Genomic DNA, 23,698 nt, shown 5'->3' with positions numbered 1-23,698 from the left:
TCGGAGGGAGAAAATAGCCCGATACGGGGGTACTAAGAGCGAAAGCGCGACTATTGCTGCTCAACAACAGTCGCGCTTAGTTCGACGAATCTCGGCGAGTGGCCTTAACCCGAAGCGGCCAGGTTTACGCGCCCAGCTCCGAAATGATCTGGCGATCCAGAGAATCCAGCTCTGCGGTAATGGAGTGGTGTGCGCGACGACGCTGCTCCGGGGTCATCTTCTCGGCAGTGTTAATGGCGTCAGTCATGACATCCAGACGCGAGTTGGCGTCCTTGATAAAACCATCGGTACCCTTGACACCCGACTTACGCAGCTCTGTCAGTGAACCACGAGTGGCCTCAATGCGGGCCAGCAGCGGCGCACCGTGCCCCTGGTAACGAGCGGCATCATTAGCGGAAACACCGAACTTCTGCGCGGCCGAAGAGTGTTCACGGCGCTGAATGGCAGTGATGGCGCGGTAGGCCAGCGGAACCAGCACCGGTACCAGCAGGCGTGCGCCACCGATCCACGACTTTGCCTTGTCCTTGTTGAAGCCCTGGCTGCGCTGCTGTTGCAGGATCTTCTCGGCCATCTTGGTCTGGTGACGCTGCTTGGCGGCCAGCGCCTTCTTCTCGTCCTTGGCACTTGCCTTGCGGATCTTCTCCGCGCGCTTCAGAGCACGGCTTTCCAGCTTGAGTTCCTTCTTACCGAGCTTTTCCTCAGAACGAACGCGGCCAGCGGCCTCCTTCAGCTCCAGCTTGTGCTGGTGCTTCTGGTCGCGCTTAGCGGCCTTGACCTCAGCCTTATGTGCCTTGCGATTAAGTCGAGCTGCGTGGCGAGCCTCTTCCTTAGCCTTCGCCTTGGCAGCCTTCACCTGCTTGGCGGTTTCGCGCCGACGCTCACGGATGTCACCCAAGAAGCTCATTTTTTCCTTCGCCTAGTTGCTCGCAGATAGTCCCTCCGGAAAAGTGGGGCGGAAAACCCGTAAACCCCACCGCGCCGGAGTGCGCTTGCCAGATGCAGTGGCTGCATCACGATTCTTGCTATCCAAGCTTAACGTGAAACTTCCTACCGAGTGGCGATACGCTAATTCTCATTGTGACTGATTCATCCGTTTCGCGCCCGCTTCTCCACGCGAGCGACCTCATCGGCTGCCGCTACCGGCTGAGCCTCGACCTCCGCGAGGGGCGGCTAGTCGAACCTGCTTCTCATCATGAGCACCGCTTGCCGACGTCCATCGCGTCCATCCCCGGCCTGTACACAGTGGCCCCGGGGCCGGACGCTCACCTGGATACCCTTGAGGCCATCGCCCGCGGAGAAAGCGTCATCGCCGGTGGCGTGCTCATGCATGAGCGTCCGATTCCCGGTGGGGTGTACTCGGGAATCGACGAGATTTGCCACCCCGATCTGCTGGTCAAGGTCGATGATTCACCACAGACGACCTCACCGACGTACATGCCGGTCCTGGTTGTCACACGGCACCTGCTTTCTGCGCGCAAACCGGGCCGGCGGCGTAAGCCGTCGTCAAGCAATGCGGCGCGTGCGGCGGCGATGCAGGTGCGACTGCTGGGCGTTGATCGGCTCGGGCGTGCTGGCGTGATGGGGCGGACCCTGCGTCAGGCGATGGTTGTCACGGACGAGTGGAAGCTACGGCATTACGGACCCGATGCTGTGAAGCTTGGGCAGGCAGCGGCGATACTGCACCGCCTGGGCGTGTCCTGTGGTCTGGTGGGGGCGATTAGTGCCACCGGGATGAACCTGGATACACGGCATATTGTCATTGCCGATGAAGGTTCGCGCGTGGCCTCGTACCGGATGGCGTTGCGGGACGCGCGTGATGCCGTCGCTGCCACTCAGGGGCGACCGTCACGGTTTACGCCAGGCACCTGGCCGCTGGCGCCACGGCGCATCCGGGAGTGCCGAACCTGCCGTCACCACGACCTTTGCTTGGATGAGCTGACCGCAAGTGACGATATTTCCCTCCTCCTACCTGGGGATAAGTCCATGCGGTTGCGCAGTGTGGGCATCGACACAGTCATGGCACTGGCGCAGGCCAGTACCAACACTCCGCACGTCAGCAAGGAGCAGGTGTGGATGGCGAGGGCGCGGCTTGCCGACGTCGACGCGCTCCGGGTAGCCGCTAAGACATCGGCCCCGCGTGGCGATATTGAGATGGATATCGATATGGAGGCGTACCCCAACGATGGCGCCTACCTGTGGGGAACGTGGGTGCCTGGGGAGGACTACCGCGGGTTTATCACCTGGGAGCCACCGGGGCCAGAAGGGCTCGGTGGCACGGCAGAGGCCAGGAACTTTGCGATTTTCTGGGATTACCTGATGCGTCGTCGAAATGCGGCGCATGAACAAGGCAAGACCTTCCGCGCCTATTGCTGGGCGGCAGAGGGTGAGAACTATTGGCTGCGTCAGAGCGCCACCCGGTTCGGCGGCCAGGAATTTGTGGTGCCCGCAGATTCGGCGGAGCTGGCTACAGGCGATGCGGCTGGTTCCAGTTCCGAGGCAGCTGGCCCGACAAAGATTGTGCGGGTGCCGACCCGCGAAGAAGTAGACAAGTTCATTGCCTCGGAGGACTGGGTGGACATGCTGAAGGTCGCCCGTCGCCAGATCCTCTCCACCGTCGGCATGGGGCTTAAAGTCGTGGCCCCGTGGTCGGGCTTCCACTGGCGCGACGCCGATGTTGACGGCGAGGCATCGCTGGATTTGTATCGCATTGCGACGGCCACTGACCTCGACTTTGTCGCGGAACAGTCCTTTGAAAAACTCACGCAAGCCGAGGCTCGCGCCATGCTGCTGCGCTACAACGGCGATGACTGCCGATCGGTAGCCCACGTCCGCGACTGGCTGGATTCACAGCGCGCGGCCGCGGACCTGCCGCATGGGGATGACCTGCCGGTTCCTTAGCGCGCTAACCACGCGCCCACATGCCGCGCCGGGCGAACTTAGGTGAGACCTTCTTCATCGCAGCATTGCGAATAATGACCGTGTTCTTGCGGGCTAACAGCAGCAACTGCTGTGTGCGCTCGGCGCGGAATGTTGAGCGAGGGGAGCGGTGCACATCGCGGAAAAGCCGCTTCGTCGCCGCCAGCTGATCCGGCGAGCGTGTCGCCAGCTGTGCCAACTTCTCCTTGGACAGCTCAAGTGCAGCGTCTTCCGTGTCCACGGCCCACGTCGCCAGACCGATCTCAGTTGCTTCCTTGCCGTTGAGTTCTTCGCCAGACATGGTCAGCCAACGTGCAGTATCGGCGCTGACCTCATCGAGGATGGTTCGCATACCGGACATATCCGGAATCAGTCCCCACTTCGCTTCGAGGATTGACCACTTGGCATCGCTCGTAGTAATGCGAAAATCAGCACCTAGTGCAATCTGTAGACCACCGCCGTAGCAGTGCCCATGCACCGCCGCAATGACCGGCACCGGCAGGCGTCGCCAGTCCCAGCAGGCGCGCTGGAACAGGTTCGTGCCGTGGATATCGGGGACGAATGAGCGCAGAATGCGCGAGGGCTTCTTAAATGCCGAGGCGAAATCGAGTCCAGCGCAAAACGATTTGCCCTCGCCACGTAGGATTACGCCACGCAGATCACGGTCAGCTGCCAGTTTCCGGGCGACGGCGGACAGCTCGGTCAGCATCTCAAGTGTTAGACCGTTGAGTTTGTCTCCACGGTCCAAACTGACGACAGCGATTTTCGCCGCCTCTGAATCAGCTACGGCGAGGTGTTCATAGGCGACGTTGACATTGTTGCTGGTGTTCATGGGCACTAACGCTAAACGACGGCTACGTGTGCCGCCCGGGAAATACCAAAAGTGGTCTCAAACAAGACATAAAAAACCGACCCGCTGAGGGTAAGCCCCGTCAGCGAGCCGGTAAGCCATCTTTAGCGCGCGGCAGGGACGCGTAAAAAGCCGCGCGCTGTTAGCTGAAATTACTTGGCAGCTGCGAACAGCTCTGCAGCGTAATCCCAGTTGAAGACGTTCCAGACAGCCTTGACGTAGTCAGCCTTGACGTTCTTGTACTGCAGGTAGAAAGCGTGCTCCCACATATCCAGCAGCAGAACCGGCTTCAGGTTGATGGACAGGTTGCCCTGCTGATCCGTCATCTGCTCAATAACCAGGCGCTCTGCAATGGTGTCGTAACCCAGAACAGCCCAGCCGGAGCCCTGCAGGCCCAGAGCAGCAGCGTTGAAGTGAGCCTGGAACTTCTCGAAAGAGCCGAAGTCGCGCTCGATAGCCTCAGCCAGCTCACCGGTCGGCTGGCCGCCACCGTTCGGGGACAGCAGCTTCCAGAACAGGGAGTGGTTGGTGTGGCCACCCAGGTTAAAGGCCAGGTCCTTGGACAGGCCGGTAACAGCTGCGAAGTCGCCGGACTCGCGAGCAGCAGCGAGCTTCTCCAGAGCAGCGTTGGCGCCGTTGACGTAATTAGCGTGGTGCTTGCTGTGGTGCAGCTCCATAATCTCGCCGGAGATGTGCGGCTCCAGAGCGTCGTAAGCGTAATCCAGCGCAGGAAGTTCGTACTTAGTCATTAGGAAAATTCCTCCTCAACACGTTTTTAGGTTGTGCCGTCGATGGTACTCAAGATGAGTGGATGCGCAACCATTTAAGCAATACAATTAATGCGAAATTCATAAAAAATGCTGTTCAGGGATATCTGTCACAAGTTTATGAACGCGGCGGCTGAGTGCGGCGAATCCACTTACTCACGCGCTTGAAGCGCATTCCGGCTGCGCCACCCAGGTCGTCGTCAAGCGGAATGTCGAGGATGGAAGCCCACGTTGGCAACATTTCTTCCTCGTACCGGTGGCCGTGACCACCGGGGACGGTGACGGAGGCGAGGCCGTCGATAAGCACCTGCCAGAAGGTGACGAACGGATGCCAGCGCATGGAGGGGAGAACATCGCGGCCGACGCGCTCTGCAAGCCAGTCGGGGCGGCGCCAGGCCAGTGGGTAATCCCACCAAACGATGGGGTCAGAGGCATGCTGCAGGAATGCGACGCGCGGGAATTCCCACGGCCCGAACTTGGTGCCATAGAAGGAGTGGTACAGCTCGTCGGGGCGCGTAGCGAAGCGGATGTTTCGCCCCTCGTCGATGACTGGAGCGATTTCCGGAGACCCCTTTGTCCGACGGTGCGTCAGCTCTTTCCACATCGCGGAGAACTGTGGTGCGCCCGTCCAGACAGCACCGTCGACGCGTGCGAGCATGTCAGCGGAATTCTCGAATGCGCCGAGACCGCCAAACCCGCCGAGGGATTCACCGGCGACGTAGACCTTTGGCCGGTCGTTCTCCGGCATCTTGTCGACTTCCTGCAACACCCGATGGATAAGGGTGTGGCCAGCCGCGATTGGGGTTTCGTGGTCCGTTAGCCATGCCACTGGGGAGGGGAGGTCAGAGTACTGCAGAGCGACAGTGGCGCAGTTGCCAAGGGTCAAGAACTCTGCAGCCTGCGCCGACCACGGTGGCACCCAACCGGTGCCGGTGGTGGTGAAGACAACCAGATGATCGCGCCGAAACGCGCCGGTGCGGTGCATCTCGCGGATGATGAGCTCCGCCTGTTCCCGCAGAGAACGACCTGGCACCTTGCCCGCATAAATGCGGATGGGTTCCTGCAGTTCGGAGAGCGGCTTGCCAGTGACCACCGCCAAATCTCGGGCACGGGGGCCTTCGGCGACGAAGACGCGCCCCTCGGCGCCGAGTGCGTACCACGGCTCCAAAGACCATGGACTCCCGGAACGTTCCGGCTCCCAGGGCTGCATGCGGCCTGGAACTACCAGGGTATTCAGGTATCGGGACTTCTTGGCGATGGACTCCAAAGTCCGACGGATAAGCAGTCGATCAATGCTGGCGGCCACGGCACCACCGACGATGGCACCGCTGAGAACCGGGGCGAGACCGCGCGGCAGCCAGGGGCGGAGGTTGTCCCGCAGTAAGTCATAGCCGCGATTGGCCAGCGCGGAGAGCCCCCGAGTGGTCAGGTAGAGACCACTGGCAATCATTGTGGAGGCGAACTGGCTGCGTGCGGATTCCTGCTCATCCTTGCCCACCAGGCGGCCAATTTCGCGCTGCTGGGAAATGGAGCGCAGCCACAGCGCCGCGGTGGTGGCCGTGGTGGCAACATGCCAGGTCACGGCCAGTGCGCGCTCGTGTCGAGGTGCCGGCGCAAAGCGGCTGAGCGGAGTGCTGGCCAGACGCCGCATCGTCGTGTTGTAGCCATAGCCGATAGCCACCCCGGTGACATGGCCCGCCAGCTGTGCCAGGAAGGTCACAGTAACGGTGGCGATCCGAGTACGCGGCATCAGCGAGGGGCTAAAGGCAGCCCATGACGCAATTTCTGCACCAATTAGACCGGGGTTGGAGGGAATGCCCGCTCGCAGTGCGCTGCGGTTAGTGCCAGGGCCGGTACCTAGGAGACGTTCGCGAAAGACTTTGGTCGCCATCAGACTGCCGGTGCCGACTGCGCCCAGCGCTTTGGCCATGCCAGCTGTGCCAGCGACTCCTGTAATTCCCGTTCGCGCTGCTCGTGCAGCTCGCACTGTCCTGGTGGTTTCGATTGGCTGAGCTACAGGTGTGTTGCCCGTAGACGCAATCGAGGGCGCAATCGAAGTAAATGCGCGACGCAGGAATCCCATAACTCCCATCATGGCAAAATTTTTTCCACGGGGTTTATTCATCTCGCGCCAGTTTTCCGCACAAAGCGTAGCCTGTGGGGTGTCGCAACGTTTTCCGAATCGGTTGAGAAGGATCCGAGGGCTATGAAGCTATCCACAGGAAATAAGGTCGTGCTGATCGGCGCTGGCGACGTCGGCGTGGCATATGCGTACTCACTGGTCAACCAAGGCACTGTCGACCATTTGGCAATCATTGACATCGACGAAAAGAAGACGATGGGCAACGTCATGGACTTAAACCATGGCGTCGTGTGGGCGTCGTCGCGCACCAAAGTCACTCAGGGCACGTACGCCGACTGTGACGATGCCGCGCTGGTAGTCATCTGTGCAGGCGCAGCACAAAAGCCCGGCGAGACTCGCCTACAGCTGGTGGACAAGAACATGAAAATTATGAAGTCCATCGTCGATTCCGTCATGGCCAGCGGTTTTGATGGGCTCCTACTGATCGCCTCCAACCCCGTCGACGTACTCACATACGCCGCGTGGAAGTACTCCGGGCTGCCACACAACCGTGTCTTCGGCTCCGGCACCATCCTGGACACCGCACGTTTCCGTTACATGCTGGGTGAATACTACGATGTTTCCCCGATGAGCGTGCACGCATACATCATTGGTGAACACGGCGACTCCGAGCTGCCGGTGTTGTCCAGCGCCAACGTTGCAGGCGTCAGTCTGTCCAAGCGCCTCGCCGCCGACCCCGCGCTTCACGACGAGCTGGAGGACATCTTCATCCGAACCCGTGATGCCGCCTACGAGATTATCGATGCCAAGGGCTCCACTTCCTACGGAATCGGTATGGGGCTGGCCCGCATTACGCGCGCCATTTTCCAGAACCAAGAGGTAGCTCTGCCGGTCTCCGCATACTTGCAAGGTGAATACGGTCATGAGGACGTGTTCATCGGAACACCAGCCATTGTGAACCGTCGAGGAATTCGCCGCGTTATCGAGCTTGAGCTGGACGAATACGAAAAGAAGCAGCTGGACAAGTCCATTCAGACGCTCCGAGATGTGCAGGATCCATTCTGGAAGTAACTGCTGGTAGCGAGAGTAGATGTCTTCTCGACATGCGCTTTCGGCCGTCTCATTTGAGAATGAGAATGCCCACCTTCTATTGGCCCGCGTGGCCGACTCTGGCCAACGCTTCGTCTTCAACACAGGAGTGCCTTCTCTATGGCAGCGCAGAGCCCTCAAGACACAGCAACTGACAACACTGAAAGCGGCGCGGCCGTACCGCGTCTGGATGACCTCATCAGCAAGGTCACTGATCTGATCACAGAGTTGGACGACGTCTCGGTGGAGGCTTCTGCACTGCTCGCAGAGGTGCCGGAAGAGCGCCGTCGGCACGCGGAAAACCTGCTGCACTACGCACACCTGCGCACAATTGACATCCGTGAGCTGCAAAACAGCTTGCACGACCTCGGCGTGACCAGTCTGACCACGGTGGAGACTTTCACCCGGGGGCGCCTTGAGCTCGCTCTCAACGCGCTGTTGGCGCTGGCGGGGCGCACCTCAGACATCGATGTCGCCCGCATTATTGCCGACGATGAGCGCGCGGATATTGCCCTGGATAACAACGCCACCGAGCTGTTCGGTCAGGAGCGCGCGGATGTCACTTCGCACATTATGGTGACCCTGCCCGCCGAGGCCGCCGACGATGCAGAGTTGGTGGAGAGCTTCGCTGCCGCTGGCATGGATCTCGCTCGCATCAACTGCGCCCACGACGGACCTGAGCAGTGGAGCCGCATGATTGACAACGTCAATGCTGCAGCTGAGAAGGCCGGTCGCCGCATCTTCGTGTCCATGGATCTGGCTGGTCCGAAGCTGCGCACGGGCGATATCGAACCGGGGCCGCGTGTGGGGCGCGCCCGTGTTGTGCGTGACGACGCTGGCACGGTCATCTCCAAGTCCAAGATTTGGCTGACTCCGCGACTGGATGAGCACCCCAAGCCAGCTCCGAGCGATTTGCCGGGGCGTCCCGCACTGCCGTTGGAAGCAGATCAGGGGTGGTTGGAACAGCTGCAGCTTGACGATGTCATTACGCTGCATGACTCCCGCTCGGCGAAGCGTCACTTCACTGTTGTGCGCATCGACACCGACTCCGAGGGCGAGGTCGAGGCTGTCCTCGCCGAGGGCGAAAAGAACGCCTGGATTGCCGAGGGAACACACCTGCGCAGCAACTACGAGGTCACGCGCGCTGGTGGCGTGCCACCGACCGTGCAAAAGCTGCGCTTCCACACCGGTGATGAGTTTATTCTCACCAGCCGCGAGGAAATCACCACCATTCCACGCACTGACGATGAAATTCCACGCGTCTCCTGTTCGCTGCCGTCTGCCGTGGCGGCTCTGAAGCCGGGCAATCCGGTGCTTTTCGACGACGGTGCGCTCGGCGCTGAGGTGGTTGAGGTCTCCGAGACGTCGTCAAGCGAAGATAGTCACGTCGATGCCCGGCTGCGTGTCCTGCGTACGAAGCCGAATGGTCAGCCGCTGGCGGCGCATAAGGGCATCAATCTGCCGAACACCGACCTGCCACTCAATTCGCTTACCGACGAAGACATTGAGCACCTGCGCTTTGTGGTGGAGCATGCGGATATTGCTGCGGTGAGCTTTATTCGCACGCAGGGGGATGCTGAGTACGTTTACAAGGTGCTCGATGAGATTGCGGCGGAACATGAGGCTGCGGGCCGCGAGGACCTGGCGTCGAAGGCTCGGAACCTGGGTGTTGTGCTGAAGATTGAGACTATTCCGGCATTCCAGAATCTGCCGGGAATCATCATCGCCAGCATGAAGCGCGCCAAGTCCGGTCTGATGATTGCTCGTGGTGACCTGGCTGTGGAGCTGGGCTTCGACCGTATGGGTGAGGTCCCAGGCCAGATTCTGACGCTGGCGCAGGCAGCCGGTGTGCCGACCATTCTGGGTACTCAGGTGCTGGAGAACATGGCCAAGGCCGGCCTGCCGTCCCGCGCGGAGATTACCGATGCGGCCTTCGCCCTGCGTGCCGAGTGCGTGATGCTGAACAAGGGGCCGCACATTACCGAGGCCATCGCCATTTTGAACAACCTGGCCCGGAAGATGGGACGTTCGCAGCGTAAGAGCCGCATCATGCTGCGGAAGATTCGCAGCTGGTCGGACTAGTGGCTGGGGTAGGGGCCGGGCTAGTTTAGGTAGGTTAGGGGGAGCGCACTTAAAAACACCGTGGGAGAAAAGACTGCGGAAGAAGCCGGCCGCGCGTACGAGAGGAGCCCTGCGGAAAATGTCTAATGAACAGGCAGAAAACGCGGGGTGGGCTGTGCCGCCGCAGTCTCCAAAACAGCAGCCACAGCAGTCCCCACCTCAGGTGGTGCTGCCACCGCAGCAGAGCTGGCAGCCGACTGTCTCGGATTCGGCCATCACAGGTGCGACGCCGTGCTGGAAGGCCGATGAGATTGTTCGCAAGCGTGCGGACAGTGTCTTTCGATGGGCAATGAGCGGCGCTGGAGTATTCGCCGCATTTACCGTATTCATCTGGATGAGCATTCTGAGTCCAGGTCAGGATCTGGTGGTTTCCCTCCTCGGCGAACTGGGAGCATGGGCTTTCGGTCTCTGCGGAATGGTTTCCCTCATTGGGCTGGGTTTTTCGGTCTACAAGACCCTCCAGGTGCTGCGTGACCGCGCAACGTATGCCCGCCCACTGCTGTCGCGCACGGCAACGGATGTGCGCACGATGCACATGTGGCCAGTGCGCAACATCACGGGGCCCGTGGTCGCGTTGGCTGAAACAGGAGTCACTGCCGTAATGGGGCCAGGTCGCTTTATCTGGTACCTGGCCTGCGTTTTGTGGCCACTTGCAACGGGTTGGTTTATCGCAGCCGACGTGTCCCGGACATACTTCCAGGCCGGAATCATCACCGTTCTAGCTTGTGTGACGACTGCCCTTACTGCGCGGCTACTCGGCTACGTGTTGGCTCCCGAGGAAGTGCATCGCAACATTCCCGTTGGATCCGGTCGCGAACGCACCCAGCCCGGTTTCTGGTCCAAGGGCTTCATCCCCAGCGAAGCTACCGATGAACAAGGGGAGGCGGGCGCAATGGCCGTCGACAAGCAGCTTTTCGAAGGAACGGCGAGCGAATTCGTCGACGATTTTTATAAGTAGCCCAGGCAGTCGCGAATTACGGAGAGCGAATAGGTATTCTGTGGCCTTGTGGGAAAGAAATCTCGTAAGAAGAATAATCAGGCCCCGGAGGGCATGAGCCGTCGTCAGGCGAAGCTGGCAGCCCGCGCTGCTGAGCGTGCAGCGCTGCTGGGTAATCCGCGTCCGTTCAAGGACTTCGACGAAGAGGCTGACATCGTGGCTGTCCGCGAGTTCGCTCCGGCTGTGGTCATTCCGGTCACGGTCGCTGACGCCGAGCGTGACATCAAGCTCTGCACCGTGCTGCCAGGCGGCGTTGCTGCCCTGACGCGTGCCGCTGACCAGGGCAATGAGGCTTTCGTCGCGCTGCAGACGCAGGCGCGCACCAATGACGGCGCTGCGGATCTCTCCCGTGCGCTGGCATGGGCCCGTGACGCAGAGCCGGGCCAGCAGCTCTCCTCCGCCACTGACGGCGAGGCCGCACCGCTTACCGACGTCCTGACCGCCGTGGATCTCGACAACCTGGAGGTCCACCAGGACTTCGAGTGGTGGATTCCCAAGGGCATTGAACGCACCCCGATGATCGAGCAGAACCTGGCCGTGGCTAACGACGCGATTCTCCCGTCGTACCGCCTGGATGCGAAGGTCGCTGGCGCTGTGTGGTGGATTGATCCGGGCGAGCGCGCTCACATCCGCTGGGTGCGCCGTGAAGATGAGAAGCCACTGCTGGACGCCTTGGCACGCGTGCACGCTGCGGACAACCTTTCGCTGGGAGAGGGCACTAAGTTCGCTGGTGTCTTCCGCACCGATGGCCTGCTGGTGCCGGTCTGGGACCTGGATAACACCAAGCCGCACGACCACTGGATTGCTGCCGTGGAAGAGGCCGACAAGCGTATCGCTGAGGCGCTGGCCAGCGAAGAGCCGCTGACCGCCGAAGAGCGCAAGTCCCGTGAGACCATCGTGTCCCGTCAGGTGACCATTCGGAACTAGGCGTAGCTGGTTTAAGAACTAACGCGTGTGGCTCAGCAAAATGCTAAGTCACACGCGTTAGTTGTCTCGAAAGCTATCCGAAGCTGTTTTAGCTGCCCTCTTGGCTATCTCAGCTCCGCAAAAAGTGCTGGCGCTTCGACTTCGTCCCAGAGCAGCACATTGCCCGCATAACCGGTATCCATGGCGCCTGAGGTAGGCACGGTAAGGGAATCGGAACCGAAGAGCATGCGCAACATCAGCCAGGTCAGATGCCAGACATGGTCACCATCGCCGACGAACACGGCCTTAGTGCCAGCATTGGCCAGGCGAATCCAGCGGTAGGGGTTGAGCCATACCGCAGGTGATTTCAGCCGTCCCATCAGCGCACTCATGAATTCACGCTGCCGCTCTACGCGGTCCAAGTCTCCCTGGGCGGTAGCACGCGTGCGCACGTAACCCAGGGCGCCCGCGCCGTCGAATTTCTGGCAACCGGCCTGGATATTCAGGCCTGCCAGCGGATCGTCGATGGCTTCTTCAGGGCACATCTCGATACCACCGACAGCGTCGACGACACCGGCGAAACCGCCAAAGCCAATTTCGGCGTAGTGGTCGATGTGAATTCCAGTGTTTTTCTCTACAGTGTCGATGAGTAGCTGGGGGCCACCAAATGCGAATGCCGCATTGATCTTGTTCTTGTCATTGCCCGGGATATCCACGAAGGAGTCACGCGGGATACTGACCAACTTCGGCTTACCGAGCACCGGAATGTGGGCAATCATGATGGTGTCGGTGCGCTGGCCGAAATCACCACTGCCCGTCGACAGCTTGGCGGCATCTTCCTCTGACAAGCCCGTACGAGAGTCCGAACCGACAAGCAACCAGTTGGAGGACATCGTATTGGCAGGGCGATCTGCCAGACCGGAGAACGCATCGACCCTGGTCAGGCGGATGTCGACAAGTGCCATTGTGACGACAAGGAAGATGACGAGAAGCAGGATGATGGATTTAAAGCGCAAGCGTGGCAGTCGCAAGCGTGGCATGCGGAACCCAGACCTGACGCCGGCGCCGCCACGACTGCCACGGCGTCCACCACGGCCAGAACTCGCTGCTTGTGGGGCACTGTAGTAGTCCTGTGACGAGCCGTGCGAGGAAGATTGGAAATCCGCATCCGGGTTATATCCGGGCGGGGGAAACCGCGGATCGCTGCCAGCGCGTCCGCTACCGGCCCGGTTCACCGGTGGACGGGACTCAATGCGCGTTTCGTTCAGTGGCGCCTGCCGACGTTCCGGTTGCGGCCTAGACCTGCGCGGAGGCATAGGCGCTGGGCGGGCTGCCCCTGCCCTAGATGGGCGGTCGGAACGGGGCGGGATGGGGCGTCGTGAAGCGCCACGCGAATCGGCCTCACGGGGGCGGGCATGCTTCGGCGACGCCTCGTCCACACGGCGGTAGATGGGGCGGCCATAGCGATCTTTAAGCGGCCTACCGTATCGGTCGCGGGCAATGCGCGAGTCGTCGAAGTTGCCTTCCATACCAATAAAGAATAGGCAACGACAGCGGACTAAGAGAACCGAGACAGCAATACAAGTCTTGGTAGCGCTGGCGTTACCCTGCATGCGACGTGCTGAAAGGGGTTGGGAACGAAGAAGAATATGCTGGAAATATGTCCGCAATGAACCAGAACAACGAACGTGCAGTCAACGAGTCGGATGTTTATGTCAAGAGCCGACATGGTGTCCCGCGGGACTTCTTCGCCTGTGAGGCGGCGGGGCTGGGTTGGCTGCGCGAGGGTGAAGCTGACGGCGGTGCGCGCGTAGTGGAGGTGCTGGGCGTGAGCGGGCATGCGCTGAAATTGCGTCGAATTGAGTCGACGGTGCCGACTCCGCAGGCAGCGTACGAGTTCGGAAAATCGTTGGCCATTACCCACAATCTGGGCGCTGCTGGCTGGGGTGCCGGCCCCGATGGGTGGGAGGGGCACGGTTACTTCGGTCCACTGGATCAGCCACTGCAGATGGACCTGACTCCACGGGAGAACTTCGGTGAATACTGGGCCAAAGGGCGTCTGCTGCCAGCGCTGGGAAAGTTGGAAAGCTCCTACAATAACCGTCAGCTAGACATCTTTGACCAGCTCATTGAGCGACTCTTGGCTGGAGATTTCGACAACGAGCCAGACGCTGCGCGTGTCCACGGTGACCTGTGGTGGGGAAACCTCATGTGGGATGCAGACGGCGCGATTTTGATTGACCCCGCAGCGCACGGCGGAGCCCGCGAGGAAGATCTGGCACTGCTGGCGCTATTCGGGGCAACGCACTTCAACGAGATCTTGCGTGGCTACGAATCCGTACATCCCCTGCCGGATTTCGCCGAGAGCTGCGAACTCCATCAGCTCTACGCCGTGCTCATGCACGCGGTGCTTTTTGGTGGCGGATACGCCGGACAGGCGGCGGCAATGGCGGCGAAGTACGTGCGCTAGTTGGCGTTAGCAGCCTCCAGCACGCTAGCCATCTCCAGTAGCTCTGCCTCGCCGCAGCGCACCGCACCGATATTGACGCTGGTGGCGGGGTGCACTGTGTTGGCGCTGGCACCGCTCGTACCCGGCACAGCAATCGGCACCGACACACTCGCCCACCCAGTCAGATTCCACAGCGACAACCACGGTGTCCACCGGGTTTGCTCGTCAAAGTCCTCCGACGGCGCCAACGCAGAGAAATGCCCAATACGCGGCGGATCAAACGCCAGCGTTGGCGTAATCACCGCATCGACTTCCCAACGCGACCGAATCGCGCCGGGCAGAGCCATCCGCTGCTGATGTGTCGCCGTCGCCTCCGCTGCGGAAATCTCCTGGCCACAGGCTCGAATCCACTGCACAATCTCGGAGTAGTCCGCGCGCGGCAATTTCGTGGCCATTCGCGTGATGGTCCGTCGAAAAATCTCGAACACGTCCGGACCTGCCGGATCGTAGGGGCTGGGCACTTCCACCACGTCGTACCCGGCGTCGGCAAGACGGTCAGCCGCCGCCCACGCACCGTTTGCCCAGCGCTTATCGACGTCCACCTCAGCATGAAAAGGGCTGACAGTGACACCGATGCGAAGGGGACGCTGGGAACGTCGGAAAACATGCGGGGTTGAGGAAAGTGGCACCCCGGCCAGCAGTGCTGCGTCATCGACTGTGCGAGTGAGGAAGGCAGGCGTGGAGAGATTTCCACCCGCAATATCATGTGCTGGCTTCAACCCAACGAGGCCACAGCAGGCGGCGGGCACACGGATAGAACCGCCGCCGTCAGAGCCCAGAGCTGCGGGAACGACACCAGTTGCGACAGCAACCGCGCTGCCGCCCGAGGAACCGCCGGGAGTGCGTGGCGTGGTATCCGGCTGATTGGACAGCTGATTGGGCGTGGCGAAGTAGGGGTTTTCCGGGGCCGTGTAACCAATCGGCTCGGTGTAGGCCGTCATCCCGACCTCGGAGGTGTGTGTCGTCGCCGTGAGGACCGCGCCACGAGCCAGCAGTTTCGCCACGGGGTCCGAAGTTTCGGTGGCGGTGAAAGCCAAGTTGGTCGAGCCCATCGTGCATTCGACCCCAGCGATGGTGAATAGGTCCTTGATTGCCACTGGCAGACCCAGGAGGTCACGCCGGAGACCGTGGCTAGCGCGCCGGGCGGGTTCGGATCCGGCAGTGAGGCTGCGCGCGCGGTCGACAGCGTGCTCGGCCAAGGACGTGGCAATACCGAAACGAGCGGGATTGGTCGCGGCGTCGTCGGCAAGCGTGGCGAATTCCGAAACGATTTCCGATACCGAGATTGCGCCACTGCGCACGGCTTCAGTGAGGGCGCGGGCGGGCATCTCGGAAGAAGAGGTCATGCAATAAGTGTAGAAGCCCTCTAATCTGAGCTTATGACGACGGTTACTTATTTGGGTCCTGCGGGCACATTCACCGAGCAGGCGCTGTGGGACATGGCGCGTGCCGGCGAGATTGATCCGGCAGGGGAATCCGCGGTCAATGCGGTGCCGGTGGATAGCCCCGCGGCTGCGCTTGGAGCCGTGCGCCGAGGGGAAGCGGACTTTGCCTGCGTGGCTATCGAAAGCAGCGTGGACGGTCCCGTCACACCAACTTTTGATGCCCTGGCCGCTGGGCCAGAGCTGCAGGTTTTTCGCGAAACCGAGGTCGGGGTGGTGTTCTCTATCCTGGTCCGTCCCGGTACGACGGCGGAACAGGTGCGTACTTTTACGACACATCCTGTGGCGTATCCGCAGGTCAAACAGTGGGTGGACGCCAACCTTCAGGGCGTGGAAGTTCACCAGGCCAGCTCCAATGCGGCGGCGGCTCACCAGGTCGCCGAGGGCACCCACGACGCTTGCGCTGCCCCTGCCCGCGCGGGTGAACTGCTCGGGTTGGAGGCGCTGGCCACGGAGGTCGCCGACGTGCGCGGTGCCCGCACCCGTTTCCTGCTGGTGGGGCGCCCCGGCGTGCCGACGCGGCGCACCGGCGCCGACCGCACCTCGGTCTCCTTCACGCTGCCGAACCAGCCTGGCACATTGATGCGCGCCATGAACGAGTTCGCAGTGCGACAGATCAACCTTACCCGCATCGAGTCACGGCCGACACGCGAGCTATTGGGCCTCTACCGCTTCTACATCGACTGCAACGGCCACGTTGATGATGCACAGGTTGCCGCAGCTCTCGCGGCACTGCACGAATACGCCGAAGACCTGCGCTATCTGGGGTCTTGGCCGGTCGCTGAGGGCGGTCGCCGCAGCATTATGACACCGCCACCGGATATTTCCCAGTCAATTGAGTGGGTCGACGCGCTTAAGGAAGGACGAAGGTAAAACATGACACCCGCCGCGCCCGAAAATCCAGTTGGACAGCTGCCTTTCCTCGATGACCGCCCAGACCGCCCTGAATCTGTCATGCCGGTTGATTCCCAGCGCATCATTTTCATCCGCCACGGGCAGACCACAGGGAATATCAACCGCCGCCTGGATACCGCATTGCCGGGCGCACCGCTCACCGACCTCGGTGTGAGGCAGGCGCGCAGTCTAGGACGCCTTTTGCTTCCCGACGTCCACAGAATCGGTGACATCGTCACATCCCATGCCCTGCGTGCCCGCCAGACTGGTGCAGGCGCGGTCGCGAGTTTGCACCACCTGGGAGAGACTTCTGTTCGCATCCGTCATGAGGGTGGCCTCCACGAGGTTCAGGCCGGTGACCTGGAGGGGCGCAATGATCGCGATGCGCACATGGAGTACATGCGCGCCTTCTACCAGTGGCTCAATGGGGAGCTGGAGTACCGCCTTCCCGGCGGTGAATCCGGTGCTGACGTGCTGAATCGCTACCTGCCGACGCTACAGCAGCTGCTGGAGCAGGCTGGAGCGACAGGTGATGAATCCAAGGAGTCGAAGGAGGGCGGCAACAAGGATGTCGTCATTGTCAGCCATGGCGCGGCTATTCGTCTGATTGGGCAGTATCTGACCGGGGTGGATCCGGAATACGCACTGCGACACCGCATTGCCAATACCGAGCGAATTGAGCTGGTTCCGAACGCAGCGGCCGTCGGCAAGCGTGCTGGCATTGAACCGCGCGCGTGGGATGTGCGTCGCTGGGGCGACAGCGAGTTGCCCTAGAAGAGAGCGAAACGGCGACCGTTACTGCTGGCCCTCCTGAATCTCACGGCGCTTCTGAGCTGCCAGGCGTAGGCGTTCCGTGCGACGCTTGGATTCCTCTTCGTTGATTTCGTTGAGGAGCTCTTCTTCGTCATCATTGATGTTCAAGGCGGCGCGCCCGATAAGGGCAACGGCCGCAGCGACGATGAAGCCGAGCCACGCGTTATCGATATTGGTGAAAAACATCAGAACGATAGTGACACATACGATAACGCCTGCAGCAGAATCAACAATGTTGAGCTGGCGGCCCTTTTTCATCAGGTTTTGCAGCTCTTGATCGACACTTTGATGCTGCGGATTAGCCGGGGTGCCCTGTGAACTCTCGGGGGAGACCTCAGCGGGCAGGTCCGCGAAGAGAGTTTGCAGTTCTGCCCGAGTTTTAGCGGAAGCAGCACTTTCGGCGCGTTTGGAGAACTCATCGACATCCAAGTAGCCATCAGCGAAATGATTGCCGAGACGCTCCATGGCAGCGTTGCGCTCCCTGTCGCCGACCCTGATTTCTGGCTTCTCGCTCGAGTTGTCGCTCATGGTTATTAAGGCTACAGGGAAGAAGAGGGGAGGGGACAGTATCGCGAGAGGAACGAGACCGTGCACGGCGGGACAAACTTATCCGTAGCCGAGTCGGTCCAGATCCTCCTCCTCGAGGCCGAAATAATGCCCGATTTCATGCAGGAGAGTGACCCGAATCTGCTCCACCAGCTCCTCTTCGGTGCGGCTGATGCGGCAGAGCATGTCGCGATACAGGCTGATTTGGTCAGGCGGACCCCAGTGGTTGTTAGAACGCTCGGTCAGAGGTATGCCCTCGTAGAGGCCCAGCAGTGTGGGTTCGTCGAGGTTATACGGGTGGACCTGGATGATGACCTGATCGAGCTGGTCGAGAAACTGCGTGGGGATGCGGTCGATGGCCTCATCGACAAGTGCATCGAACCGCTCCGGGCTAACGTCAACCATTTATGGTGCTGCCTCGCAATGTCCTCTTGTTTTACTGGCCGATTGTTCTACTGTCCTGCGGGAGCGATTGCGTTATCCACAGCGCCTGCTTCTGCACCAGTACCGTCGGCACCGACCGCACCGACGTCACCTGTGCCAGCGCCAGCGCCAGCGTCACCCTGCTCCTCCCGCAGCGGATTGCGCGGTGGCGGAGCCACGGGCGGCTGGCCGTCGATAGTGAAGGACTCGTTAGCGTGGCCATTGAGAGTGGAGAACCCGCCCTGGCCGTTGTCCTTAATCAACCAGCAATTCACACTGCGTGAGCCAGCATTGAGCGACTCCTGCGACAGTGACGTCCAAAATGGCAGCAGCGTTGAGTTATACAGCGGGTCGTCACCGCCGAGGTAATTCTGCGCGAGAGTCACACACTGTTCCGCGAGCACATCATTTTGCTCCTGGTCAGTGGGGACGTTGTCACCGAAATGGTCGCGGAGATTGACAATTCCCGTCGACTCCATCAGGTGATCTTCCACGCACGGTACCTGGCGGATGGCACCGCTTTCGTCCAACGTCACGCAGCGGCCACCCTCGAACACGCGGGACTGGTCCTGCCCGGCCGCAGGACCGGACATGTGCGCCGTGTTGCCGTCTTCATCGACGACCTGGATACCGCACAGGAAGGTTCGGTCACCCTTTTCCCACTGGCTAGGCGAAGGAATAATCGGCGCCGTGATAAATCGACCGTCCGGATCGTACTGGCCGCCCAGGTATTCAGTCACGGTGTTGCGACACACGCCATTTTGCAGAGCCACCAAATTGTCCGCTGTCGGGTAGTTGGCAGTTTTTGCGTATTGCCCCGGATGTTCCTCGTAGTCGGCGAGGTTCAGTTTCTTGGCGACCTCATAAGCGTGTGGCTGCTCACAGGGCACGACGCGGAAGTCAGAAACATTCAAATCTTCTGCCAGGTTCCAGTCCAGACAGTTGCCCGCGGTTGCGCTGGTGAACGCCGTCGTCTCCTTGTCAACGATGGTCGTCGTTGTCGACGATGACGCGCTTGCCGACGAGCCCTTGCCCCCAAGTGGCCCACTCGGTGGCTCGATGACTCCCGCTTGCAGCGCGAATGCCATTCCCGCGGCGCCGACCAGCATTGCCGTCGACAAAGCGCGCATTCCCCAGCTTCCACGAGAGTTACGGGAAGCGTGGGCATCGTTGCTGGCTGCGGAGGACGCACCAGCGCTGGCATCTGCGCCAGTACCTGCACCGGAGTCAGTGTCTGTGGCGGCAGCGTGCTCGCGATCCTGGTTCATATTGTCATCAGCCATAGTGACCCCATTGTGCACCGCCAATGAGCCTGTGGACAAGGTAACGCTCTGTCCGAGTTTGCGGTCCGAGTTTGCTCAATAACTTCAGGCACTACAATAGTCCGGTATTTGTTCGCTACCCGAGGACACGAGTCTTGACCTGGACTGCACTACTCAGCCTGCTGGGCGTCCACATTATTGGTATGGCCTCACCAGGGCCTGACGTCTTCTTAATCCTGCGCCTTGCCACCAAATCCCGAAAGCACGCCATCGCAGCGGTTGCGGGTATCAGTACTGGTGCCACTATCTGGATGACCCTCACAGTTTTTGGGTTCGCAGCTGTCATCACCGCCAATCCTTTGCTGATGGGCGTAATCCAGCTCGTCGGGGGCTGTTATCTCATTTACATGGGCATCAGCATGGCCAAGGCAGGCATCAATACCCTCCGCGAACTGCGCGCCGGTGCCGCACCAGCGCTGGGAAGCGAGGCGCTCCGGTCGCCGAAGGCGACATTCCGTCAGGGCTTTTTCACCAATATGTCGAACCCGAAGATTGTTCTCTTCCTCACGGCAGTGCTTTCACAGTTCATTCCCGCAGGCGCATCCGTGGGGACGCTTGTGCTTTGTACGTTGGTGCTAATCGTCTCCCAAATCGCTTTCTTCCTATTTATCGCAATCGTGGTGTCGACGGATGCCGTCGTCAAGCGAATGGTGCTGGCAGGGCCGTGGATTGACACTGTCGCCGGCGTGATCTTCCTCGTCCTCGGCGCGCTGCTGGTCGCCTCAGGAGCGGAAGCGGCACTCTAGCAAGCCTTGTGCCTGCTTGCCGACGTAAACCAGGTACTCTAGGGGACGTGATTGATCTCAAATTTCTCCGCGAAAACCCTGAAGTAGCCCGCGAGTCCCAGCGCACCCGTGGTGAGGACCCGGCATTGGTCGATCAGCTGCTGGAAGCTGACGCTAAGCGCCGTGAGGTTATTGCCTCCACCGACGCGCTGCGTTCAGAGCAGAAGGGCTTCGGTAAGAAGATTGGTCAGGCGTCGAAGGAAGAGCGCCCGGCCATGCTGGAGAAGGCCAAGGAGCTTTCCGACGCCGTGAAGGCAGCCGAAGCGGAGCAGAAGGAAGCCGAGGCTGAGGTCGAGCGCCTGCAGTACCTGATTGGCAACATCGTTACGGGTGCGCCCGCCGGCGGCGAAGATGACTTTGTCGTGCTGGAGGAAATCGGTGAGATTCCGCAGTTCGACTTTGAGCCTAAGGACCACCTGGACCTCGGTGAGTCGCTGGGTCTTATTGATATGGAGCGTGGCGTCAAGGTCTCCGGTTCCCGCTTCTACTTCCTGACCGGCTACGGTGCCATGCTGCAGCTGGCCATGATGAACCTGGCTGCTCAGAAGGCAACTCAGAATGGCTTCCAGCTGATGGTGCCGCCGGTGCTGGTTCGTCCGGAGACCATGTCGGGTACCGGCTTCCTCGGTGCGCACTCCGATGAGATCTACTACCTGCAGGAAGATGACCTCTACCTGGTCGGTACCTCGGAAGTCGCGCTGGCCGGCTACCACTCCAACGAGATTATTGACCTGTCGGAGGGGCCGCGTCGCTACGCTGGTTGGTCTTCCTGTTTCCGTCGTGAAGCGGGCTCTTACGGTAAGGACACCCGCGGTATCCTGCGCGTGCACCAGTTCGACAAGCTGGAGATGTTCTCCTACTGTCCGCCGGAGCAGGCGGAGGCAGAGCACCAGAAGCTGCTGAACATGGAGCGCGAGATGCTGGCCGCGGTCGATGTTCCATACCGCATCATCGATGTTGCTGGTGGTGACCTGGGTGCATCGGCTGCCCGCAAGTTCGATACCGAGGCATGGGTGCCGACGCAGAACACCTACCGCGAGCTGACCTCGACTTCGAACTGCACGACTTTCCAGGCTCGTCGTTTGAAGACCCGCTACCGCGATGCCGATGGCAAGTCTCAGTACTGCGCCACCCTAAATGGCACGCTGGCCACGACGCGTTGGCTGGTCGCCATTCTGGAAAACCACCAGCAGGCCGATGGTTCTGTGGTGATTCCGGAGGCGCTGCGTCCGTTCATGATGGGCAAGGAAGTTCTCGAGCCGGTTAAGCGAGCCGGTTAAGCAGGTGCGGCCCCGCCCCAGTTCATCCGCGACTTCACGACACCTATGTCACCTCATGCCACCTCCACAGCTGGCACGAGGTGACATAGGTGTCGTGAAGTGCCCTAGGGGGTGTCCCTATGTTCTTGCCAAGCCTAAATCGGAGTTTTTAAGTGAAACTCTTAGGGGTAGGTTTAGGCATGGTTATTGGGCCCATCAACTGGTGTTGGTGGGCCTGATTTTCGTGTCACAGGAGCAATTCCTGCATAGGCGGCCAGGTGGCCAGAGGATGCGAAGTCGGATCCATCACCGATGGAAAGCAAGATCTGTGCTGCGGTCTTGATACCGATTTCCGGCATACTCGATTCAAGGCCTCGGAGGCAGGGAAATCCTCCAGCATGCTGTCGACCTGGCCGGCGATAGGTTCGCGTCGGCTCGCTGGGTTCGCGTGGGCTGGGCCAATTTTCAATTCCCAAGACGTAGCTGGGGGGGGTGTCCCTATGTTTTTGTCAAGTGCCAGACCGATGTTGACGAGCACAGTCTTGGGAGTAGTTTCTTAGGCGTGCCTAGGAGCCGGCCAGCGTGTGCTGGTCGGCTTCGTCTTTGGGGCTTTATGCGGCGACGGGGCGTGGCGGGATTTCGCGGAAGAACTCCTTGTTTTTCAGCATCGCGTAGATGACATTGCATCGGCGTCGTGCCAGGCAGATGACTGCTGCGTTGTGGCGTTTTCCTTCAGCGCGTTTGCGTTCGTAATACCGCCGTGACGGTTCGTGGCTGCGGATAACTGCGAATGCGGAGTAGAACAAGGCGTTTTTCAGTCGTTTATTGCCTGACCGTGCCGGGAATTCACCTCTGATCGACGAACCGGATCGTCTAGTCACGGGTGCTATTCCAGCATAAGCAGCTAAGTGGCCAGCACTAGCGAAGTCGGAGCCATCACCGATCGCAAGAAGGATCTGCGCTGCGGTCTTGATGCCGACTCCGGGCATACTCATCAAGACCTCACAAAGAGGGAAATCAGCGAGCATCTCTTCAACCTGCTCAGCAATGGTGTTTCGTTGCTCTTTGAGGGCCTGGATGTTTGCAGCCAGTTGAGGAATTACTAACTCGGCGGCATCGCTTCCAGGCACGGTGACTGTTTGAGCTTTCAGCGCTGTAAAAATGTCGTCTACCAGCGGGGTGGGGTCTTTACGTGTGCGCTTGATCATCCAGTTCAACACTCGTTGGTATCCGGCTCTTTTTAGCCCCTGCGGTCCCTTGTAATGGATCAATAATTCCAGGATCGGCGTGCGAGTCAGGGTGCTACCAGCAAAAACTCGTTCCAGGCTGGGGTAGATCTGGGTGAGGACACTGCGAAGCCGATTGACAGTGCGAGTGCAATCGCGGGCGATGTCATCATCGAAGCCGGACAGCATCTTTAGGGCGGAGAGTACCTCATCATTGCGGTCGACGGCACGTAGCGTGTGGGGCATTGTGCGGGCGGTGTCGGCGATGATGAATGCGTCGCGTTTGTCTGTTTTTGCACGTCCCGGATAGAGATCTGCAGCTTTGCGCATCGCAAGACCTGGCAGGTATCCGACTTCGCAACCGCAGTCCCGGGCTACAGCAATCGGTAGTGCGCCGATGGTGTTGGGTTGGTCGACGATCACGAGCACGGTGCCAAGCTTCTGAAGCTGGTGAAAAACGCCTGCTAGTTCGGATTCGAGTTGAGGCAACGGTTTGTCGAAGACCTTGTTGCCATCACGGTCTAAGGCGCAGGCGTGGTGTTCAGATTTGCCGACGTCTAACCCAAGGAATATGTCGATGGAATGCTCCGGAGACATGATGAGCTCCTAGAAAACGAGATGGGTATGGCGTTGTTCCAGTCGCTGGTGTCATGACCTTCGTTGCAAGCACCCACGTTACAAAGAGACCTAGTTTAAAACTGGCCGTGTCCCTATCAGCTGTCATCGAAAGTCCTGGCACCCGGCGGCAAC

At 60.3% G+C, this 23,698-nt stretch carries 20 protein-coding genes and 1 pseudogene; 10 read left to right on the top strand and 11 right to left on the bottom strand.

From position 1 onward, the window contains the following. Positions 1 to 124: 124 nt before the first annotated feature. Entirely contained in the window at positions 125 to 904 is a 780-nt protein-coding gene (locus ADB08_RS05655) for a DUF6474 family protein (RefSeq protein WP_049171705.1), read from the bottom strand. Positions 905 to 1,077: 173 nt separating this feature from the next. Between ADB08_RS05655 and ADB08_RS05650 the strand changes: the two genes are divergently transcribed. Then, positions 1,078 to 2,898 (top strand): ribonuclease H-like domain-containing protein, encoded by a 1,821-nt coding sequence (locus ADB08_RS05650; protein ID WP_049171703.1) that lies wholly within the window; start codon positions 1,078 to 1,080, stop codon positions 2,896 to 2,898. A 4-nt stretch (positions 2,899 to 2,902) separates the two neighbouring features. Here ADB08_RS05650 and ADB08_RS05645 read toward each other — a convergent pair whose 3' ends face one another. From ADB08_RS05645 to ADB08_RS05635, 3 genes are all read right to left on the bottom strand, one after another. Beyond that, positions 2,903 to 3,748 (bottom strand): crotonase/enoyl-CoA hydratase family protein, encoded by an 846-nt coding sequence (locus ADB08_RS05645; RefSeq protein WP_049171701.1) that lies wholly within the window; start codon positions 3,746 to 3,748, stop codon positions 2,903 to 2,905. Positions 3,749 to 3,918: 170 nt separating this feature from the next. After that, a complete protein-coding gene (locus ADB08_RS05640; RefSeq protein WP_049171699.1) occupies positions 3,919 to 4,515 on the bottom strand; it encodes a superoxide dismutase in 597 nt (198 codons plus the stop codon). A 136-nt stretch (positions 4,516 to 4,651) separates the two neighbouring features. Further along, positions 4,652 to 6,658, bottom strand: a complete 2,007-nt coding sequence (locus ADB08_RS05635; protein ID WP_239660026.1) for an alpha/beta-hydrolase family protein — start codon at positions 6,656 to 6,658, stop codon at positions 4,652 to 4,654. A gap of 81 nt (positions 6,659 to 6,739) precedes the next feature. On the opposite strand from ADB08_RS05635, the gene ADB08_RS05630 reads away from it, so the two are divergent. From ADB08_RS05630 to ADB08_RS05615, 4 genes are all read left to right on the top strand, one after another. Further along, positions 6,740 to 7,687 carry an L-lactate dehydrogenase gene (locus ADB08_RS05630; protein ID WP_016421677.1) on the top strand — a complete coding sequence of 316 codons (948 nt, stop codon included), beginning with the start codon at positions 6,740 to 6,742 and terminating at the stop codon, positions 7,685 to 7,687. Between the two features lie 138 nt (positions 7,688 to 7,825). Further along, entirely contained in the window at positions 7,826 to 9,787 is a 1,962-nt protein-coding gene (locus ADB08_RS05625; protein ID WP_049171694.1) for a pyruvate kinase, read from the top strand. A 118-nt stretch (positions 9,788 to 9,905) separates the two neighbouring features. Next, positions 9,906 to 10,784 carry a hypothetical protein gene (locus tag ADB08_RS05620; protein WP_049171691.1) on the top strand — a complete coding sequence of 293 codons (879 nt, stop codon included), beginning with the start codon at positions 9,906 to 9,908 and terminating at the stop codon, positions 10,782 to 10,784. Between the two features lie 48 nt (positions 10,785 to 10,832). Further along, on the top strand, positions 10,833 to 11,750 hold the full coding sequence (locus ADB08_RS05615) for a DUF5926 family protein (protein ID WP_048731261.1): 918 nt from the start codon (positions 10,833 to 10,835) through the stop codon (positions 11,748 to 11,750). A 104-nt stretch (positions 11,751 to 11,854) separates the two neighbouring features. Here ADB08_RS05615 and ADB08_RS05610 read toward each other — a convergent pair whose 3' ends face one another. After that, entirely contained in the window at positions 11,855 to 13,258 is a 1,404-nt protein-coding gene (locus ADB08_RS05610) for an LCP family protein (RefSeq protein WP_306295205.1), read from the bottom strand. A 131-nt stretch (positions 13,259 to 13,389) separates the two neighbouring features. Here ADB08_RS05610 and ADB08_RS05605 point away from each other — a divergent pair, with 131 nt between their 5' ends. Further along, on the top strand, positions 13,390 to 14,199 hold the full coding sequence (locus tag ADB08_RS05605; protein WP_049171686.1) for a fructosamine kinase family protein: 810 nt from the start codon (positions 13,390 to 13,392) through the stop codon (positions 14,197 to 14,199). On the opposite strand, the gene ADB08_RS05600 is transcribed toward ADB08_RS05605, so the two are convergent. Continuing rightward, positions 14,196 to 15,584: an amidase gene (locus ADB08_RS05600; RefSeq protein WP_049171683.1), complete on the bottom strand. Its 1,389-nt coding sequence runs from the start codon at positions 15,582 to 15,584 to the stop codon at positions 14,196 to 14,198. The two genes, ADB08_RS05605 and ADB08_RS05600, sit on opposite strands and share 4 nt — an antisense overlap. Positions 15,585 to 15,617: 33 nt before the next feature. Here ADB08_RS05600 and pheA point away from each other — a divergent pair, with 33 nt between their 5' ends. Then, a complete protein-coding gene (pheA, locus tag ADB08_RS05595) occupies positions 15,618 to 16,553 on the top strand; it encodes a prephenate dehydratase (protein ID WP_049171681.1) in 936 nt (311 codons plus the stop codon). Positions 16,554 to 16,556: 3 nt separating this feature from the next. Beyond that, positions 16,557 to 17,348, top strand: a complete 792-nt coding sequence (locus ADB08_RS05590) for a histidine phosphatase family protein (RefSeq protein WP_049171678.1) — start codon at positions 16,557 to 16,559, stop codon at positions 17,346 to 17,348. 21 nt (positions 17,349 to 17,369) lie between these two features. Here ADB08_RS05590 and ADB08_RS05585 read toward each other — a convergent pair whose 3' ends face one another. From ADB08_RS05585 to ADB08_RS05575, 3 genes are all read right to left on the bottom strand, one after another. Then, complete coding sequence (locus ADB08_RS05585; protein WP_038627001.1) at positions 17,370 to 17,915, bottom strand: DUF1707 SHOCT-like domain-containing protein; 546 nt, start codon at positions 17,913 to 17,915, stop codon at positions 17,370 to 17,372. 78 nt (positions 17,916 to 17,993) lie between these two features. Further along, the gene (locus tag ADB08_RS05580; protein WP_038626990.1) at positions 17,994 to 18,338 is read right to left on the bottom strand and encodes a metallopeptidase family protein; all 345 of its coding nucleotides are present in this window, start codon (positions 18,336 to 18,338) and stop codon (positions 17,994 to 17,996) included. A 47-nt stretch (positions 18,339 to 18,385) separates the two neighbouring features. Continuing rightward, positions 18,386 to 19,639, bottom strand: a complete 1,254-nt coding sequence (locus ADB08_RS05575; protein ID WP_222865172.1) for a septum formation family protein — start codon at positions 19,637 to 19,639, stop codon at positions 18,386 to 18,388. A 134-nt stretch (positions 19,640 to 19,773) separates the two neighbouring features. Between ADB08_RS05575 and ADB08_RS05570 the strand changes: the two genes are divergently transcribed. Together ADB08_RS05570 and serS are read left to right on the top strand one after the other, a co-directional pair. Continuing rightward, positions 19,774 to 20,424 carry a LysE family translocator gene (locus ADB08_RS05570; protein WP_049171671.1) on the top strand — a complete coding sequence of 217 codons (651 nt, stop codon included), beginning with the start codon at positions 19,774 to 19,776 and terminating at the stop codon, positions 20,422 to 20,424. 47 nt (positions 20,425 to 20,471) lie between these two features. Beyond that, a complete protein-coding gene (gene serS / locus ADB08_RS05565) occupies positions 20,472 to 21,743 on the top strand; it encodes a serine--tRNA ligase (RefSeq protein ID WP_048731242.1) in 1,272 nt (423 codons plus the stop codon). 212 nt (positions 21,744 to 21,955) lie between these two features. On the opposite strand, the pseudogene ADB08_RS11495 reads toward serS, so the two are convergent. After that, positions 21,956 to 22,101, bottom strand: a pseudogene (locus ADB08_RS11495) (transposase); the annotation flags it as partial. A gap of 232 nt (positions 22,102 to 22,333) precedes the next feature. Then, complete coding sequence (locus ADB08_RS05555; RefSeq protein ID WP_011273191.1) at positions 22,334 to 23,545, bottom strand: IS110 family transposase; 1,212 nt, start codon at positions 23,543 to 23,545, stop codon at positions 22,334 to 22,336. Between the last annotated feature and the right edge of the window lie 153 nt (positions 23,546 to 23,698).

This window comes from Corynebacterium sp. 239_CJEI, from assembly GCF_001055995.1.
Classification (GTDB): domain Bacteria; phylum Actinomycetota; class Actinomycetes; order Mycobacteriales; family Mycobacteriaceae; genus Corynebacterium; species Corynebacterium jeikeium_D.
Note: the sequence above shows the minus strand (reverse complement) of the source record. Positions and strands in the feature narration are given on the sequence as shown.